This window comes from Kluyvera intermedia (genome assembly GCF_034424175.1).
GTDB classification, from domain to species: Bacteria; Pseudomonadota; Gammaproteobacteria; order Enterobacterales; family Enterobacteriaceae; genus Kluyvera; species Kluyvera intermedia.
Genome location: NZ_CP139986.1, coordinates 644,720 through 662,829, shown reverse-complemented (window position 1 = coordinate 662,829; position 18,110 = coordinate 644,720). Strand labels below are relative to the sequence as shown.

The 18,110-nt window shown below is 53.1% G+C and carries 16 protein-coding genes and 1 pseudogene; 14 read left to right on the top strand and 3 right to left on the bottom strand.

All coding sequences use genetic code 11. From position 1 onward, the window contains the following. Positions 1-338: 338 nt before the first annotated feature. A complete protein-coding gene (gene garD / locus U0026_RS03165; protein WP_062774258.1) occupies positions 339-1,910 on the top strand; it encodes a galactarate dehydratase in 1,572 nt (523 codons plus the stop codon). 162 nt (positions 1,911-2,072) lie between these two features. On the opposite strand, the gene U0026_RS03160 is transcribed toward garD, so the two are convergent. Together U0026_RS03160 and U0026_RS03155 are read right to left on the bottom strand one after the other, a co-directional pair. Further along, positions 2,073-3,023: a sugar kinase gene (locus U0026_RS03160; protein ID WP_062774256.1), complete on the bottom strand. Its 951-nt coding sequence runs from the start codon at positions 3,021-3,023 to the stop codon at positions 2,073-2,075. 10 nt (positions 3,024-3,033) lie between these two features. Continuing rightward, positions 3,034-3,864 carry a DeoR/GlpR family DNA-binding transcription regulator gene (locus U0026_RS03155; protein ID WP_062774255.1) on the bottom strand — a complete coding sequence of 277 codons (831 nt, stop codon included), beginning with the start codon at positions 3,862-3,864 and terminating at the stop codon, positions 3,034-3,036. A gap of 315 nt (positions 3,865-4,179) precedes the next feature. Between U0026_RS03155 and U0026_RS03150 the strand changes: the two genes are divergently transcribed. From U0026_RS03150 to U0026_RS03105, 10 genes and pseudogenes are all read left to right on the top strand, one after another. After that, a complete protein-coding gene (locus U0026_RS03150; protein WP_062774254.1) occupies positions 4,180-5,034 on the top strand; it encodes a tagatose bisphosphate family class II aldolase in 855 nt (284 codons plus the stop codon). Positions 5,035-5,057: 23 nt separating this feature from the next. Continuing rightward, positions 5,058-5,972: a 1-phosphofructokinase gene (gene pfkB, locus U0026_RS03145; protein WP_062774252.1), complete on the top strand. Its 915-nt coding sequence runs from the start codon at positions 5,058-5,060 to the stop codon at positions 5,970-5,972. Between the two features lie 10 nt (positions 5,973-5,982). Continuing rightward, positions 5,983-7,395: pseudogene (locus U0026_RS03140) on the top strand (PTS fructose transporter subunit IIC). Between the two features lie 10 nt (positions 7,396-7,405). After that, entirely contained in the window at positions 7,406-8,221 is an 816-nt protein-coding gene (locus tag U0026_RS03135) for an HPr family phosphocarrier protein (protein WP_062774250.1), read from the top strand. 176 nt (positions 8,222-8,397) lie between these two features. Then, on the top strand, positions 8,398-9,669 hold the full coding sequence (gatZ, locus tag U0026_RS03130) for a tagatose-bisphosphate aldolase subunit GatZ (protein ID WP_062774249.1): 1,272 nt from the start codon (positions 8,398-8,400) through the stop codon (positions 9,667-9,669). Between the two features lie 13 nt (positions 9,670-9,682). Then, on the top strand, positions 9,683-10,147 hold the full coding sequence (gatA, locus tag U0026_RS03125; protein ID WP_062774247.1) for a PTS galactitol transporter subunit IIA: 465 nt from the start codon (positions 9,683-9,685) through the stop codon (positions 10,145-10,147). 29 nt (positions 10,148-10,176) lie between these two features. Continuing rightward, positions 10,177-10,461, top strand: a complete 285-nt coding sequence (gatB, locus tag U0026_RS03120; protein ID WP_062774245.1) for a PTS galactitol transporter subunit IIB — start codon at positions 10,177-10,179, stop codon at positions 10,459-10,461. A 4-nt stretch (positions 10,462-10,465) separates the two neighbouring features. Next, the gene (locus U0026_RS03115; RefSeq protein ID WP_062774244.1) at positions 10,466-11,839 is read left to right on the top strand and encodes a galactitol-specific PTS transporter subunit IIC; all 1,374 of its coding nucleotides are present in this window, start codon (positions 10,466-10,468) and stop codon (positions 11,837-11,839) included. Between the two features lie 109 nt (positions 11,840-11,948). Then, positions 11,949-12,992, top strand: coding sequence for a galactitol-1-phosphate 5-dehydrogenase (gatD, locus tag U0026_RS03110; protein WP_062774242.1), 1,044 nt, complete (start codon positions 11,949-11,951; stop codon positions 12,990-12,992). Between the two features lie 110 nt (positions 12,993-13,102). Next, entirely contained in the window at positions 13,103-13,876 is a 774-nt protein-coding gene (locus U0026_RS03105) for a DeoR/GlpR family DNA-binding transcription regulator (protein WP_062774241.1), read from the top strand. A gap of 165 nt (positions 13,877-14,041) precedes the next feature. Here the strand turns inward: U0026_RS03105 and rsmI are convergent, their stop codons facing one another. Then, positions 14,042-14,905 carry a 16S rRNA (cytidine(1402)-2'-O)-methyltransferase gene (gene rsmI, locus U0026_RS03100; RefSeq protein WP_062774239.1) on the bottom strand — a complete coding sequence of 288 codons (864 nt, stop codon included), beginning with the start codon at positions 14,903-14,905 and terminating at the stop codon, positions 14,042-14,044. A gap of 62 nt (positions 14,906-14,967) precedes the next feature. Here rsmI and U0026_RS03095 point away from each other — a divergent pair, with 62 nt between their 5' ends. Genes U0026_RS03095 through diaA form a run of 3 tightly spaced genes read left to right on the top strand, consistent with a single transcriptional unit; the run spans position 14,968 to position 18,000 of the window. Then, complete coding sequence (locus U0026_RS03095) at positions 14,968-17,046, top strand: penicillin-binding protein activator (RefSeq protein ID WP_062774237.1); 2,079 nt, start codon at positions 14,968-14,970, stop codon at positions 17,044-17,046. Next, positions 17,004-17,390, top strand: a complete 387-nt coding sequence (locus tag U0026_RS03090; RefSeq protein WP_062774235.1) for a YraN family protein — start codon at positions 17,004-17,006, stop codon at positions 17,388-17,390. The genes U0026_RS03095 and U0026_RS03090 overlap by 43 nt, the downstream gene beginning before the upstream one ends. Before the next feature lie 19 nt (positions 17,391-17,409). Next, on the top strand, positions 17,410-18,000 hold the full coding sequence (gene diaA, locus U0026_RS03085; RefSeq protein WP_062774233.1) for a DnaA initiator-associating protein DiaA: 591 nt from the start codon (positions 17,410-17,412) through the stop codon (positions 17,998-18,000). Positions 18,001-18,110: the final 110 nt, after the last annotated feature.

Below are 18,110 nucleotides of genomic sequence, written 5' to 3'. Positions count from 1 at the left end.
TGATAACGGGCTGTCTAATAAAAAATAAGACACCATGAAATCGAGATTCAGTATAATCATGAACCCACCGCCGCACATTGTGCAATCATCCAATATAATTACTTTATAAATTCGTTTAGTTGAACATCTGCACATAACGCTGGGCGCTAATGCACAATTTCAACGATTGATACCCTTGCCCTGCCGGGCATGGAGATGATAGGTGATCTTTATCACATTTTCATATTCAAACACCTGACATTATTTATTCCATTCTGAAGGTGTTTCTATTTAAAATAATCAGAAGCGAAGCACTTATATATTATTCTATTTACCCCGTAGCTGGAGAGTGCTGGACAATGGCGAACATTGAAATCCGACAAGAGTCACCAACGGCCTTTTATATAAAGGTACATGCAACCGATAATGTTGCGATCATTGTCAACGACAACGGATTAAAAGCAGGCACGCGTTTTCCTGACGGCCTGGAATTAATCGAACATATTCCCCAAGGCCATAAAGTGGCATTGGTTGATATTCCGCAAAATGGTGACATTATTCGCTACGGCGAAGTCATCGGCTACGCGGTGCGCGATATCGTCAAAGGTAGCTGGATCGATGAGTCCACGGTTACGCTGCCAAAAGCGCCACCGTTAAATACCCTGCCGCTGGCAACCAAAGTCCCGGAACCTTTGCCGGTGCTCGAAGGCTATACCTTTGAAGGCTACCGCAATGCCGACGGCAGCGTAGGCACCAAAAACCTGTTGGGGATTAGCACCAGCGTACACTGCGTCGCAGGCGTGGTGGATTACGTGGTCAAAATTATTGAGCGCGATCTGCTGCCAAAATACCCGAATGTCGACGGCGTGGTTGGCCTCAACCACCTGTACGGCTGCGGCGTGGCCATTAACGCTCCGGCAGCGGTAGTGCCAATTCGCACCATTCACAACCTCGCGCTCAACCCGAACTTCGGCGGTGAAGTGATGGTCGTTGGCCTGGGTTGCGAAAAATTACAGCCGGAACGTCTGCTCGAAGGGACGGAAGATGTGCAGAGCATCCCGGTTGATAGCGCCAGCATCGTGCGTTTGCAGGACGAGCAACATGTCGGCTTTAAATCGATGGTTGAAGATATTCTGCAGGTCGCCGAGCGTCATCTGGAAAAACTTAACCAACGCCAGCGTGAAACCTGCCCGGCTTCAGAACTGGTAGTCGGCATGCAGTGCGGTGGCAGCGATGCGTTCTCCGGCGTCACCGCCAACCCGGCGGTGGGCTACGCGTCCGACCTGTTGGTTCGCTGCGGTGCCACCGTGATGTTCTCAGAAGTCACCGAAGTACGTGACGCCATCCACCTGTTAACGCCGCGCGCTATCAATGAAAAAGTCGGCAAACGTCTGCTCGAAGAGATGGCCTGGTACGATAACTATCTCGATTTAGGGCAAACCGACCGCAGCGCCAACCCATCCCCTGGCAACAAAAAAGGCGGTCTGGCAAACGTGGTCGAAAAAGCGCTGGGATCGATTGCCAAATCCGGCAAGAGCGCCATTGTCGAAGTGTTATCGCCGGGCCAGCGCCCGACCAAACGCGGCCTGATTTACGCAGCCACACCGGCCAGTGACTTTGTGTGCGGTACACAACAGGTCGCCTCCGGGATCACCGTGCAGGTGTTCACCACCGGTCGCGGTACACCGTACGGCCTGCTGGCGGTGCCGGTGATTAAAATGGCGACCCGTACCGAGCTTGCCAACCGCTGGTATGACTTAATGGATATCAACGCGGGCACCATCGCAACGGGCGAAGAGACGATTGAAGATGTGGGCTTGAAGCTGTTCGAGTTCATTCTTGATGTGGCGAGCGGAAGGAAGAAAACCTTCTCGGATCAGTGGGGGCTGCATAACCAGCTGGCGGTGTTTAACCCGGCGCCGGTGACTTGATATACACCTACAATCCCCGGGGGCGGCGTAACGCCTTGCCCGGGCTACCCGTGGCGTAGGCCGGATAAGGCAAAGCCGCCATCCGGCAATATGTATCGTATTGTACCCCGGCCGAGCGCAGCGACGCCGGGATTATCTCCAAAGCTAGCGCTTTTACGCCTCTCAACCTGATTGTCGTGCAAGGAACGCTTCAATTTGCACACGCGTAGAGGTGCCTTCCATCGGCCCACGCTGCGCAATTGCCAGTGAACCGCTAGCATTAGCCCACTTCAGTGCTTCTGGCGGCAAAACACCAGACAAGAACAGACTCACAAACGTCGCCCCGAAACAATCGCCCGCACCGGTAGGGTCAACCACCGGAACATTAAAGCCCGCAACATGGTGAGTCTCTTCGCCGCTAAAATAGCTCGCCCCCCGTGGCCCACGTTTAATCACCACGTGTTTCACGCCACGTTTAAGCAGTTTGTCGACCAACACCTGCTCATCGCGCCCACGATTCAGGCCAAAATAATCCAGTTCACCATCGCTCGGTAAAAAGATATCTGTGTAATCCAGTATGTACTCAAAGGCCTGTGACATCTCCGGAATATTGAGCATCTCTTTACGAATATTCGGATCAAAGGACACCGTGCCATTGCGCGATTTCACATTCTCAATCGCCTTTCGCATAGCGTCGATAATCCGAAACGAAAACAGCGATGAGCCCATGATATGAAAGTGATTGCACTGGTTTAACAGCGTTTCATCAATGTGGTCAGCCGTCAGCAGACCGCAGGCACTATTGGGCATATTAAAAATAAAATCCCGCTGCGCTTGATTGCGATAGCTTACAAAGGCGCTGCCGGTAGTCGCCTTTTGCAGCATCGCGATACCATCGACGTTAACGCCACCTTTTTCCAGCCGCGCGATATTCATTTCACCGAAAGCATCGCTACCCACGCAGCTAAACAGAACAGATCCGAAACCTAATTTTGCCACCTGATCGGCAAAAATCGCCGGGGCACCGCTGGGATAAGGACCCCAGAACTCTCCCGGTCGTGAGAATCCCTGATTTTCTTCCTTGGCGAGGAACTCCACCAACAGCTCACCGATGGTACATATGGTCACGTTCATCACCGCTCCTTCACTTCGTTTTTTGCAACGCAGGGTTGAGCCATGTCAGGCATTCATTGTTGGTATAGCTGTTAGTCAGCCCAGCCGCGAGAAAACGGGCATGATACTCGGCCGCCACGACCTGCGGCGTTACGATGCCGCTTAGCTGCTGTAACTCGGCGACGGCATAACGTTTCTCGCCATAAACGGGCCGCCGCGCAACGACTGCAATCACGCGTTCACTGTGGGTGACGGCTTCATGAAGTAAACGCCCACGCGTTTCATTTCTCACGCTAAGCGTGCCGTCTTCAGCAATATGATCGACGGTAATGAGCGTCCGCGAAGGGCGATAATGGCGAAAAGCGTTTAACGCCAGTTCGCCTTCAACTTCGCTACCTTCACCATTTAGTATTCCGCCAAGCAGCACGCTTTCACCATTAAGAAACTCCTGCGCGAGCGGCACATGCGCCAGATCGTTCATCAGCAGGCAAAGATCTTCATAACCGGCAAGAAAAGGGATTACTTTGCGCAGGATCGCACCTGGCCCTAAGAAAACTGTCTCACCTTCATCAATTTGCACGGCAACCTGGCGCGCCATTTCAGTTTCCAGCGCTTTATCAACAACAGCAGCAGGCTCGTGGATTTGAGCCGCCGACGCCCCCTGCTGCGCGGTATAAATCGCGCCGCCAAAAGACCGCTTCAGATAGCCTTGTTGCTCCAGATAATTCAGGTCATTACGAATCGTGACTCCAGAAACGGCAAGCATCTCAGCCAGATCGTCGACTTTTATCTCTCCGTTTTTACGGACGATCTCCGCAATATCTAAGCGTCTTTTCAGCAGGCTGGTTGACGGTTTTGCCACGGTGTTGTGCCTTTTATGATCTTAATGAATAACTTTCATTTTTAAATTTTCATTATCCCTTGTCAAACGTCAAGATAAGGTGACGTGTCTTTAAATAAAAATAAATCATATTTATCAATGATATATAAAATTTCTTCGTTTGTCTGGCACGCTTTAAAACGAAAATACCTTATCACTTATAACTTTCATTTTTAAAATCAATCCGCTGTTATGTGCGTTCGATCACAACGCGTTCCCGGAACGATCGCTACATTACTTTCAAAATGAAGCAATTTAACAAATCATAACTTTAATTTTGAAACCATAGGATAGAATATGTACATCATCTCTAGCAAAAACATGTTGTTAAAAGCGCAACGCAAAGGCTACGCCGTTCCCGCTTTTAACATTCACAATCTGGAAACAATGCAGGTGGTTGTAGAAGCTGCGGCTGAACTTCGCGCCCCGCTGATCCTCGCAGGCACGCCGGGAACCTATAGCTATGCAGGTACCGGCAACGTGGTGGCGATCGCCCACGATCTGGCGAAACTTTGGGATCATCCACTCGCGTTGCACCTTGATCATCACGAAGATCTCACAGATATCACCCGTAAGGTACAGGCCGGGATCCGTTCGGTCATGATCGACGGTTCCCACTCGCCATTTGAGGAAAATATTGCGCTGGTAAAAAGCGTGGTTGAGCTTAGCCATCGCTACGATGCCAGCGTAGAAGCTGAGCTGGGTCGCCTAGGCGGCGTGGAAGATGACCTGGTTGTTGATGCCAAAGATGCGCTGTACACCAACCCGGAACAAGCGCGTGAATTCGTCACTCGTACTGGCATCGACTCGCTGGCCGTTGCTATCGGTACCGCTCACGGAATGTATGCCGCCGAGCCAAAACTCGACTTTGACCGTCTGGCGGCTATCCGCGACCGTGTTGATGTACCGTTGGTACTGCACGGCGCTTCCGGCCTGCCAGATGCGGATATCCGCCGGGCCATTTCGCTAGGCGTGTGCAAAGTCAACGTGGCAACCGAACTGAAAATTGCTTTCTCTGACGCACTCAAGCAGTACTTCATTGATAAACCCGACGCTAATGACCCACGCTATTACATGAAGCCTGCGAAAGAAGCGATGAAAGAGGTTGTCCGCAAAGTCATTCATGTCTGCGGTTGCGAAGGGCAACTGTAAAATCCGGCGCAAGGAGCTTTGTCGTGATCCATACCCTGACGTTAAACACCGCCATTGATATGAATATTTTCTGTCAGCCGCTACGGCCCTCGGCGGTTAACCGAACACAGCACACCGAATACTGCCCTAATGGAAAAGGGGTTAACGTTTCCCTCGTGCTTAATCATCTTCAGCAGCCCACCCATGTGCTGGGAATATTTGGCGGTTTTACCGGTCGCTATATTGTAGAAGAGCTTAGAAAGCAGCATATAAAAGTCACACCAGCGTGGGTATCAGAACCGACACGCATTAATATTTTTATTAATGACGGTCAGGATGAATATAAGCTGGTGAATCCTGGTGCTCGTATTGATGATGATTGTAAACAGCAGATCATTCACCATTTAGATTGCGTCAGTGCCGGTGATTACCTGGTCATTAGCGGCAGTTTACCACCGGGAATTGAAAGCCGTTTTTATGCTGAGATAATGGCGCTGTGTCAGCAAAAGGGTTGCGAAGTGATTCTGGATATTAGCCATCCGTCGCTACAACAACTGCTCGAGTTTCAGCCGCTACTGATCAAACCCAACGACGATGAATTAAAGGAGATCTTTAACCTCGACGTTGGCAGCACGCAGCAGGTGCGTGAAGCCATGCAGACATTACACCAGCTCGGCGCACGCAACGTGCTGCTGACGCTGGGTGCTAAAGGACTCTATTTCTCAAGCGGCACAGCGCTGTGGTTCTGCTCAGCACCAAAAATCGAGTTGGTCAGTTCCGCCTGCGCAGGCGATGCTGCACTCGGCGCATTCTTAAGCAAATGGCTTAATGATGATGACGTTACTCACGCGTTAGCGCTTGCCAGCGCAATCGGTGCGGATGTCGCAAGCTCCGCAGGTCTTGGAAAACTCAGTCGTACAGAAGAATTAAAACAACAGGTTCAAATCGTCCAATTATAAAGGCCCGATTATGAAAAAAATTATTGCAGTGACCGGCTGCCCTACAGGTATTGCCCATACTTTTATGGCGGAAGAAGCCTTAAAGACCGCAGCAAAAAAATTAAATATTGAAATTAAAATCGAAACTAACGGTGCCTCTGGCGTTGAAAATTCTATTACACCAGACGATCTTATCGATATTTACGGCGTCATTATTGCCGCTGATAAAGATGTTAATGCCGAGCGTTTTAATGGTCTCCCGGTAATTGAAGTGCCGGTAAAAGAAGCCATTCATCATCCCATCGATTTAATTAATAAAGTCGTCAGTGGCAAAGCATCACGCCGTCAGGGAATATCATCATCGTCAGCGACGGATGAAAAATATGAGCAGGAGTCATTCGGGCGACAAATTTATAAACACCTGATGAGCGGCGTATCGAATATGCTGCCCTTCGTGGTGGCTGGCGGTATCCTGATTGCCCTCTCCTTCCTTTGGGGGATCTATTCAGCCGATCCCAATTCACCACAGTACAACGTGATTGCCGCTACGCTGATGAAAGTCGGCCAGCAGGCCTTTTCGATTATGGTGCCGGTGTTTACGGCCTATATCGCCTGGTCGATTTCCGGGCGTCCTGGGATGGTGGCGGGCTTCGTCGGCGGTTTACTGGCAAATGCCACCGGTGCCGGATTCCTAGGTGGGATCATCGCCGGTTTCGCCGCGGGCTACTTTATGTTGCTGATACGCAACCTGCTCAACGGGCTACCCCGTCAGTATGAGGGGCTGAAATCCATCTTTATCATGCCGCTGGTTGGCGTGCTGGTCATTGGTGTCTTGATGGTACTGCTCGGTCAACCCGTTGCAGCGATCAATAACGGCATGATGAGTTGGTTAAGCTCATTACTGCAGGCGAACCCGATTCTGCTGGGAATTGTGGTCGGCGCGATGTGCTCCTTTGACTTCGGTGGCCCGGTCAATAAGGCAGCTTACGTCACCGGAACGCTGCTGCTCGGTCAGGGGAACTTCTTCTTTATGGCGGGCGTCTCTGCCGCCTGCATCACACCGCCTCTGGTTATCGCGCTGGCAACCACCTTTTTCCCTAAAGGCTTCAGTGAGGAAGAACGCGCGGCTGGCATGGTGAACTACATCCTCGGCTGTACGCATATTACCGAAGGGGCGATTCCATTTGCCGCGAAAGATCCGCTGTGAGTGATCCCGATGATGATGATCGCTTCATCAATCTCCGCCGTGCTTAGCTACAGCCTGCATATCGAAGTCCCGGCCCCACACGGTGGCTTCTTAATCCTGCCGCTGGTCAACAAACCCCTTATTTGGGTGCTGTGCATCCTGGCCGGGTCCGCCTGTGGCGCGGTGATGCTGGGATGCTGGCGACTGTGGCAGAAACGTTCTCAGGAAGCGCTGGCGCTTGCCAACGCGGTCAAATAAGGAAAGCACTATGCAACTGACTCTTGCTGATATCCATTTCGACCATCAGGTCAAAACGAAAGACGAGGCGCTGACGCAGATTGCCGGCACGCTCACCGACGCCGGGCATACTCGGCCCGCTTACCTGCACGGAATGCGCGACCGCGAAGGGCAAATCAGCACCTATCTGGGGAACGGGATCGCTATTCCCCACGGTACGCCACAAAGCCGCGATTCTGTCCTGAAAACCGGGGTGAAGGTGCTGGCTTGCCCGCAGGGTGTTGATTGGGGAGAAGCGCAAACCGCGTACCTGATTGTCGGAATTGCCGCCCAGGATAACGAGCATCTGGATATTCTGCGCCAGTTGACCCATGCGCTGAGTGACGATCGCGTACCCGAGGCGTTGTCTCGCGCCGAAAACGCTCAGGCGGTTCTGGATATTCTTGCCGGAAAGATTATCCCGGGCGAAGGAGATACCGCCGAACCGCCGCCAGTGTTCGATGAAGATGCGACTTTCACACTGCGCAATCCGCACGGCCTGCACGCGCGTCCAAGCGCTGTGCTGGTGAAAGCGGTAAAGCAATGGCAATCACAAATACGGGTAGAAAATCTTGATACCCATTCCGCCATAGTGGATGCCAAGAATCTGATGCGCGTCGTTTCGCTGGGGGCAAAACAGGGGCATCGCCTGCACTTTATGGCCAGCGGTGACGATGCCCATCAAGCGCTATCAGCCATTGGCGTAGCTTTCGATGCGGGGTTAGGCGAAATTGCCGCACAGCCACAACAGGCCGCCCAGCCAGCCCCAAAAGACCGTCGCAGTTGGCTTTCCAGATTATTTAACTAATTTTCAGTTACTTAATAACGCCCTGCCGTTTACGTCAGGGCGTTTTTTTCATCTCCAGAATCTCCGTTTATGTCGATATCGCTCGATTTTCAGAGAACGATCACAAAATAAAACAAAGGTGTTTGCGATACAAACAAAACATAACGAATATATTCGAAAGAAAACGGAGGATTTAAATGAAAGAGATAATTTCCAGACATAAAGCAGGCGAGCACATTGGTATCTGTTCCGTGTGTTCCGCGCACCCCCTCGTGATTGAAGCCGCATTACGGTTTGATTTACGCAGTGACCAAAAGGTCCTGATTGAAGCGACCTCTAACCAGGTCAATCAGTTTGGCGGCTACACCGGCATGAAACCCGCAGACTTCCGCGACTTCGTCTACAACATCGCCCAGGAAGTTGGCTTCCCTCGCGACAGATTGATCCTCGGTGGCGATCACCTCGGGCCCAACTGCTGGCAGGATGAGACTGCCGCAGAGGCCATGGAAAAATCGGTCGCGCTGATCAAAGCCTATGTCAGTGCCGGATTTAGCAAAATTCACCTTGATGCCTCGATGTCATGTGCAGACGATCCTACCCCGCTTGATCCAAAAGTGGTTGCAGAACGCGCCGCCATTCTTTGCCAGGCCGCAGAGGACATTGCCACTGACGAGCAAAAACGCCAGCTAACCTACGTTATCGGTACGGAAGTTCCGGTTCCCGGTGGTGAAGCCAGCACCATTGGTACCGTCCACGTTACTCGTGAAGAAGACGCCGCACGGACGCTGGAAACGCATCAGGTCGCCTTCCAGGCATTAGGCCTTGAAGCTGCACTGGACAGGGTGATTGCAATCGTGGTTCAGCCTGGCGTTGAATTCGACCATACCCAGATTATTCACTATCAGCCGAACGCCGCAGAAGCGCTGTCAGCCTGGGTGAGAAACACGCCGATGGTCTATGAAGCGCATTCAACCGATTACCAGACCCGTCAGGCCTATCGTTCGCTGGTTCGCGATCACTACGCCATTCTGAAAGTCGGCCCCGCCCTCACCTTCGCCCTGCGCGAAGCCATTTTTGCGCTGGCACAAATGGAAACCCAACTGGTGTCACCTGAACAGCGCAGCCACGTGCTGGAGGTGATTGATGAAGTGATGCTGAACGAACCGGGCTACTGGAAAAAATACTATCGCCCAACCTGGAGCCAAGCGATGGTCGATATCCATTTCAGCCTCTCCGATCGTATCCGCTATTACTGGCCACACCCACGTATTCGTCAAAGCGTAGAGAAGTTGATCGCCAACCTTAATGACGTATCACTGCCTCTGGGGCTGATTAGTCAGTACCTGCCGATGCAGTTTGAACGCCTGTCCGCTGGCACGCTAACCGCGACGCCGCATAACCTCATCATCGACAAGATTCAGGACGTTTTGCGTGCATACCGTTTCGGTTGCGTCGCCGAAGCCGCCTGATACACGAGCCCCTATGAGCCAACTATTTGTCCGTACCGGAATTGAATTCAACACCTGCCAGCAGGCGCTGGCACACATTGGTGAGGAGATGCTGGCGAAAGGGGTAGTGCATGACAGCTATCCGCAGGCGCTGCTTGAACGAGAAGCCGTCTTCCCAACCGGGATTGCTCTCGAGCGTCATGCGGTCGCTATTCCCCATTGCGAGGCGACGCACGCTATTTCGCCCGCTATTTATCTGATTCGCCCGGATAAACCGGTGCATTTCCAGCAAGCAGACGATGACGCAGAAATTGGTGTCTCGTTGATTATCGCTCTGATTGTGGAAAATCCGACGGCGCAGTTGAAGCTGCTGCGTCGTTTGTTTAGTGAGCTGCAAAACCCGAATGTCCTCGACGCCTTGCTGAGTGCCCCTGATGCTGAGCTTGCCGTGCGTTTTCGGGAAACCATCCTCGAGCCTGAATTGTGTAATCCGGCTTGATAATAAACTGATAATAAAAGGAATACCCTATGAAACGTAAAGTCATTGTCGCCTGTGGCGGTGCTGTAGCGACCTCAACAATGGCCGCTGAAGAGATTAAAGAACTGTGCGAAGCCCACAATATCACTCTCGATTTAGTCCAGTGTCGGGTGACTGAAATTGAAACCTATATGGATGGCGCGGACCTTATCTGCACCACCGCCCGTGTTGACCGGACTTTTGGTGATATTCCCGTGGTTCACGGTATGCCGTTTGTTTCCGGAGTGGGTATCGAAGCGCTGCAACAAAAAATCCTGACCATCCTCGTGGGGTAACGTCATGTTTAGCGAAATAATGCGTTATATCCTCGACTTAGGCCCAACGGTTATGCTGCCGCTGGTGATCATCATCTTCTCTAAATTGTTGGGGATGAAGCTCGGGGACTGCTTTAAATCAGGTCTGCATATCGGGATTGGCTTTGTTGGTATCGGGCTGGTCATTGGCCTGATGCTCGACTCTATCGGGCCTGCCGCGAAAGCGATGGCAGAACATTTTGAGATAAACCTGCACGTGATTGACGTGGGCTGGCCGGGGTCGTCACCGATGACCTGGGCCTCTCAGATTGCGCTGGTGGCGATTCCAGTGGCTATCGGCGTCAACATTCTGATGCTGGTGACGCGCATGACGCGGGTGGTGAACGTCGATATCTGGAATATCTGGCACATGACCTTTACCGGCGCGATGCTGCATCTGGCAACCGGCTCCTACTGGCTGGGGATTCTGGGCGTGGTCGTTCATGCCGCCTTTGTCTACAAACTGGGTGACTGGTTTGCCAAAGATACGCGGGACTTCTTTGGCCTCGATGGCATCGCCATACCGCACGGCTCTTCGGCCTGGTTTGGCCCCATTGCGGTACTCGTGGACACCATCATCGATAAAATCCCCGGGCTCAACCGCATTCACTTTAGCGCTGACGACGTTCAGAAACGCTTCGGGCCGTTTGGTGAACCAGTCACCGTCGGTTTTGTAATGGGTCTGGTTATCGGCATGCTGGCAGGCTACGACCTGAAAGCCGTCCTTCAACTGGCAGTCAAAACCGCCGCCGTGATGCTGCTGATGCCACGCGTCATTAAACCGATTATGGATGGTTTAACGCCGATTGCTAAACATGCCCGTAAGCGTTTACAGGCTAAGTTTGGTGGTCAGGAGTTCTTAATCGGTCTCGATCCAGCACTGCTGTTGGGTCATACCTCCGTAGTATCCGCCAGCCTGATCTTTATCCCGCTAACCATCCTCATTGCCGTGTTGGTGCCGGGTAACCAGGTACTGCCGTTTGGTGACCTCGCAACCATCGGCTTCTTTGTGGCGATGGCGGTGGCAGTACACCAGGGCAATCTGTTCCGTACGCTGATTTCCGGCGTCATCATCATGGGCATGACCTTGTGGATTGCGACCCAAACCATTGGGCTTCATACCCAGTTAGCCGCTAATGCCGGTGCACTGACGGCCGGCGGCCAGGTCGCCTCGTTGGATCAGGGCGGTTCCCCTATCACCTGGCTGCTGATTCAGTTGTTCACCTGGCAGAATCTTGTGGGCTTCCTGGTCATAGCCGTTATCTATCTGCTTGGCGTTATGTTGACCTGGCGTCGGGCCCGCCGTTTCGAGGCCGCTGAAAAAGCCGCTGTCGCGCAGCAAAGCCAGACGGTGTCCTAACAGATTGCCGGATGGCGGCTTCGCCTTATCCGGCCTACACCGACCGGTAGCCCGGACAAGGTGCGTTAGCACCAACTCCGGGCCCCCTTTTAAATTTATGGAGACTGTTATGAAATCAGTGGTGATTCACGCTGAGGGAGACGTGCGCGTTGAAGAACGCCCAATGCCAACCTTAAAGAACGACGATGATGTGCTGGTCAAAGTCATCTGTTCGGGACTTTGCGGTTCAGATATTCCGCGCATTTTCGCGAAAGGCGCGCACTATTATCCGATTACGCTGGGGCATGAGTTCAGCGGCTATGTCGAATCCTATGGCAGCGCCGTCACCGATATGCAGCCGGGTGATGCCGTTGCCTGCGTACCGCTCCTGCCGTGCTTTGACTGTCCGCAGTGCGCACGCGGTTACTTCTCATTATGCAAACAGTACCAGTTCGTCGGCTCGCGTAGCGAAGGCGGCAATGCCGAATATGTGGTGGTCAAACGCGCAAATATCTTCCGTCTACCGAGTGAAATGCCGATAGATGATGGTGCGTTTATTGAACCGATTACCGTTGGGCTGCATGCCTTCCATCTGGCACAAGGCTGCGAAGGGAAAAATGTCATTATCATCGGTGCCGGGACCATCGGCCTGCTGGCACTGCAATGCGCCCGCGAGCTGGGGGCCAAAAGCGTGACTGCTATTGATATCAACCCGCAAAAGCTAGAATTGGCAAAATCACTTGGCGCAACATACGTTTTCAATAGCCGCGAGATGAACAGCAAAGCAATCCAGGCAGCACTGGAAGAGGTTCAGTTCGATCAATTGGTTCTGGAAACCGCAGGGACACCGCAAACCGTGGCCCTTGCCATTGAGGCCGCCGGCCCTCGCGCACAAGTGGCGTTAGTGGGTACGTTACATCACGATCTCACCTTACTCTCCGCAACCTTCGGTCTGATTCTGCGTAAAGAGTTGACGCTTATCGGCAGTTGGATGAACTACTCCGCGCCGTGGCCGGGCGAAGAGTGGGACACCGCCGCTCGACTGTTAACAGAAAAACGTATTCAGCTTGCTCCGCTCATCGCACACCAGGGCGATGCTGAAAGTTTTGCTCGCGAAGTTCAGGCGCTTAACGGCGCACCAATGCAGGGAAAAATCCTGCTCAAACTGGCGTAATGATTCGAGCCAGCAATCAGAGCTGGCTCACATTACCTTTCGAAAATTACCATATAACTTTCATTAACCTTCGTTTAAACTAACTTCAGTTAATTATCAGGCAAATTGATATGAATTCATTTGAACGAAGGAACAAAATCGTCGATATGGTGAATACGCAGGGCAGCGTCCTGGTATTAGACCTTTCGAATCTCTTTGGTATTTCTGAGGTCACCATCCGCGCCGACCTGCGTCTATTGGAAGAAAAAGGGCTACTGACCCGTTTTCACGGCGGCGCAGCTCGTCCTGGCAGCAATCTCACCGAAACCGATAATCAAGAAGTGATGCTGGAAGACCGCTACCAGCTCGCCAGCGATCCCAAAAAACGTATTGCCAAGGCCGCAGCTTTGCTGATTAAAGAAGGTATGACGGTGATCCTCGACAGCGGTAGCACGACGCTACTGATCGCCGAGGAGCTGGTGAATATGAACAATATCACCGTCATTACCAACAGCCTGCCAGCGGCGTTTACGCTATCAGAAAACAAAGACATTACGCTGGTGGTCTGCGGCGGCACAGTGCGCCACAAAACGCACTCTATGCACGGAACGATAGCTGAGCGCGCATTACAAGGAATCTGCGCCGACTTAATGTTTGTCGGGGCGGACGGTATTGATGCGACAAATGGTATAACCACATTTAACGAAGGCTATTCGATAAGCAGCGTAATGGCCGCTGCGGCACATAAAGTGATCGCCGTGCTGGACGCGACAAAATTCAATCGCCGTGGCTTCAATCAGGTGCTGCCAATGGAGAAGATCCATTGCGTGATGACCGATAATGAGATCGGCGAAGCGGACATTGCGTCGCTGGCTGAAACCGGGGTTGAGCTACAGATTGTTTAAGTGACAAAACGCAGGGTGGGTGTGAAGGCTACAGCACCCACCACAATTTGTTGGACGTTCAGTCCTGGCTGATTCTTCCGACATTTCTTCCGACATTTCTTCCGACATTTCTTCCGACAAACGCCTCCGTTTGCCCGCCCCTTTTACTGAGGCAGGCACTCACACTTACTCCCCCTGCTGCTCCAGCGCATACTTATACAGCGCATTCTTCTTCACGCCGTGAATTTCCGCCGCAAGCGCCGCCGCTTTCTTCAGCGGCAGTTCGGCCTGCAACAGCGCCAGCGTGCGCAGCGCGTCGGCTGGCAGCTCGTCGTCCTGGGCTTTGTGGCCTTCGACAATCAGCACCATCTCGCCTTTACGACGGTTTTCATCCTCTTTCACCCATGCCAGCAGCTCGCCGACCGGTGCGCCGTGAATGGTTTCCCAGGTTTTAGTCAGCTCGCGCGCCAACACCACATAGCGGGATTCCCCCCATACCGCGACCATATCTTCCAGGCTGTCGAGCAGGCGGTGGGTTGATTCGTAGAAAATGAGCGTACGCGGTTCGGCTTCGATATCCTTCATCGCATCACGACGGCCTTTCGATTTGGCCGGTAAGAAGCCTTCGTAGCAAAAACGGTCCGAAGGCAGACCTGCGGCGCTTAAGGCGGCAATCGCTGCACACGGCCCCGGCAACGGCACCACGCGGATGCCCGCTTCGCGACAGGTACGCACTAAATGGTAGCCAGGATCGTTGATCAGCGGCGTTCCGGCGTCGGAAACCAGCGCGATGTTTTGCCCTTCCTTGAGTTTTGCCACCAGCATTTGAGCTTTTTGTTGCTCATTGTGATCGTGTAACGCAAACATACGGGCGCTGATCGCGAAGTGTTGCAGCAGTAAACCGGTATGACGTGTGTCTTCAGCCGCAATTAAATCAACAGCTTGCAATACTTCTAGCGCTCGTTGGGTAATATCAGCCAAATTTCCGATAGGAGTAGGTACAATAAAGAGTTGGCCTTGAGATTTATCCGCCGATTCGTGTTGTTTCATTGTTTAGTCCGTATTGCCGATTTAATATTGAGCATTGCGTAAAAAATATCACTGGATACAGAATGGTACCCTCAACATTTTCTCGTATGAAAGCCGCGCGCTGTCTGCCTGTTATCCTGGCTGCGCTGATTTTTGCAGGCTGTGGAACCCAGGCCCCCGATCAGAGTGCCGCCCAACTTCAGGGCGCGACGCAGGCTGATTCCGGCTTTTATCTGCAACAGATGCAGCAAAGCTCGAATGATAGCAAGACCAACTGGCAATTACTCGCCATTCGTTCACTGCTGAAGGAAGGCAAGAGTCAGCAGGCGCTAGAATTGTACAATCAGCTGCCGCAAGAGCTTAACGCGGCGCAGCGTCAAGAGCAGTCTCTGCTGGCGGTGGAATTGAAGCTGGCACAGAAAGATTTTGCCGGTGCTCAGGCGCTGCTGCAAAAACTGAAAGCCGATGACTTCGACAGCGCATTGCAGGCACGTTTCTGGCAAGACACCATCACCGCCGAGCAGGGTAAACCGTCCCTGACGTTGCTGCGAGCGTTAATCGCGCAGGCACCGTTGCTGACCGCTCAGCCGGAAAAGCAGCAGAACAGCGATGCGACCTGGCAGGCGCTCTCATCAATGACTCAGGCGCAAGCTAACGCGCTGGTAATCAATGCCGATGAGAACGTGCTGCAGGGTTGGCTGGATCTGCAGCGCGTGTGGTTCGATAACCGTAACGATCCTGACATGATGAAAGCCGGGATCAAAGACTGGCAGACCCGCTACCCGCAAAATCCGGGGGCGAAGGTATTGCCTTCGCAATTAGCGAACGTGCAGAACTTTAAACCGGCGTCAGTGAATAAAATCGCCCTGCTGCTGCCGTTAAGCGGCCAGGCTGCCGTGTTTGGCCGTACCATCCAGAAAGGCTTTGAAGCGGCGAAAAACGGAACGACACCGGTCAACGGTAGCGCCGTACCGGAGCAGGTTGCACAGGCGGCCTCTACGGACGTGGTGAGCCCGTCACAGGTGGAAGTTACCGATCTGACTAGCCCGCAAACTCAGGCACCGGTTCAGGCACCAGCGGCCACCGCGCCAGTTCAGGCAGCGACCTCTACGACGGCGCCGGAAACAACCAATCCGCAAACTACCCCGGCCGCACAGCCACAGGCGGTGGCAAGCGTCGCGGCGAATCCATCGGCTGAGCTGAAAATTTATGACACCTCCACGCAGCCGCTGAATCAGATCCTGGCGCAGGCACAGCAGGATGGTGTGAGTCTGGTGGTCGGCCCGCTGTTGAAAAACAACGTTGATGAGTTGCTGAAAAGCAACACCTCACTGAACGTGCTGGCGCTTAATCAGCCGGAAGCGGTGAAGAATCAAGTCAACATCTGCTACTTCGCGCTGTCGCCAGAAGATGAAGCGCGCGACGCAGCACGCCACATTCACGACCAGGGTAAACAGTCTCCGCTGCTGCTGGTGCCGCGTAATGCCCTTGGCGACCGTGTGACTCAGGCTTTTGCGGATGAGTGGCATAAGCTGGGCGGCGGCACCGTATTGCAGCAGAAATTTGGTTCGCTCTCTGAATTGCGCGGTGGCGTGAACGGCGGTTCTGGTATTGCGCTGTCCGGTACGCCGGTGGTTTCAGCACAGTCACAACCGCAAGGCGTGACCATTGGTGGCCTGACCATTCCACCAGCACCGACCGACGCGCAGATTACCGGCAGCGGTAAAGTGGACGCGGCCTATATTCTGGCAACGCCGGATGAGATCGCCTTTATCAAACCGATGATTGCGATGCGTAACGGCAGCCAGAGCGGCTCGCTTTTGTACGCCAGCTCACGCAGCGCACAAGGCACCGCTGGCCCGGACTTCCGTCTGGAGATGGAAGGTCTGCAATACAGCGAAATCCCGATGCTGGCAGGCAGCAACCCGGCACTGATGCAACAGGCGCTGAGCGCGGTCAATAACGACTACTCTCTGGCGCGTCTGTACGCCATGGGCGTTGATGCCTGGGCACTAGCCAACCATTTCGCCCAGATGCGCGGAATGCCAGGCTTTGAGCTTAACGGCAATACAGGCGATCTGAGCGCTAACCCGGACTGCGTGATTAACAGGAAGTTATCATGGCTCAAATACCAGCAGGGACAAATCGTTCCCGCCAATTAACCACTAAGCAGACTGGCGACGACGCGGAGCTTCGCGCCCGTCGCTGGCTGGAAAATCAGGGCCTGTATTTTGTCGCCGCCAACGTGCGTGAACGTTGCGGCGAGATTGACCTGATTATGCGCGACGGCGCGGTAACGGTTTTTGTAGAAGTCCGTTTCCGCGCATCGAAGGCATACGGCGGCGCGGCTGCCAGTGTGACCCGGAGCAAACAACAGAAATTATTACAGACTGCCCGCTTGTGGCTTGCCCGGCACAATGGGAGTTTTGATACTGTGGATTGCCGTTTCGATGTGATAGCCTTCACGGGCAATGAGATCGAATGGTTCCAGAACGCTTTTAGCTAATAGAATGTAAAGGGATATCGTGCTCGAAAGAATTAAAGTGTGCTTCACCGAAAGCATTCAAACCCAAATCGCCGCAGCAGAAGCGCTCCCGGACGCTATCTCCCGAGCCGCGATGACCCTGGTACAGTCGCTGCTTAACGGCAACAAAATTCTCTGTTGTGGTAACGGTTCGTCCGGTGCCAACGCACAGCATTTTGCTGCCTGTATGATTAACCGTTATGAAACAGAACGGCCAAGTTTACCGGCGATTGCACTTAATAGTGATAACGTGGTCTTAACAGCGATTGCCAACGATCGCCTGCACGAGGAGATCTACGCCAAGCAGGTGCGCGCACTGGGTCACGCCGGTGATGTGCTGTTGGCTATCTCAACGCGCGGTAACAGTCGCGATATCGTAAAAGCGGTTGAAGCTGCCGTGACACGTGATATGACCATCGTCGCCCTGACCGGCTATGACGGCGGTGAACTGGCGGGCCTGCTCGGACAACAGGATGTAGAAATTCGCATTCCGTCGCACCGCAGCGCGCGCATCCAGGAGATGCATATGCTCACGGTTAACTGTTTATGCGATCTGATTGATAACACTCTTTTCCCGCACCAGGACGACTAAGGGCCTATCCCAGTAGGCGTAGTTGTTGAAGACAGTTTGACAGCGGACAGCGCGCAAAAACCGGAGCGTACTGGAGTACGTGAGGATTTTGAGCACTGCCCGATGCCAAA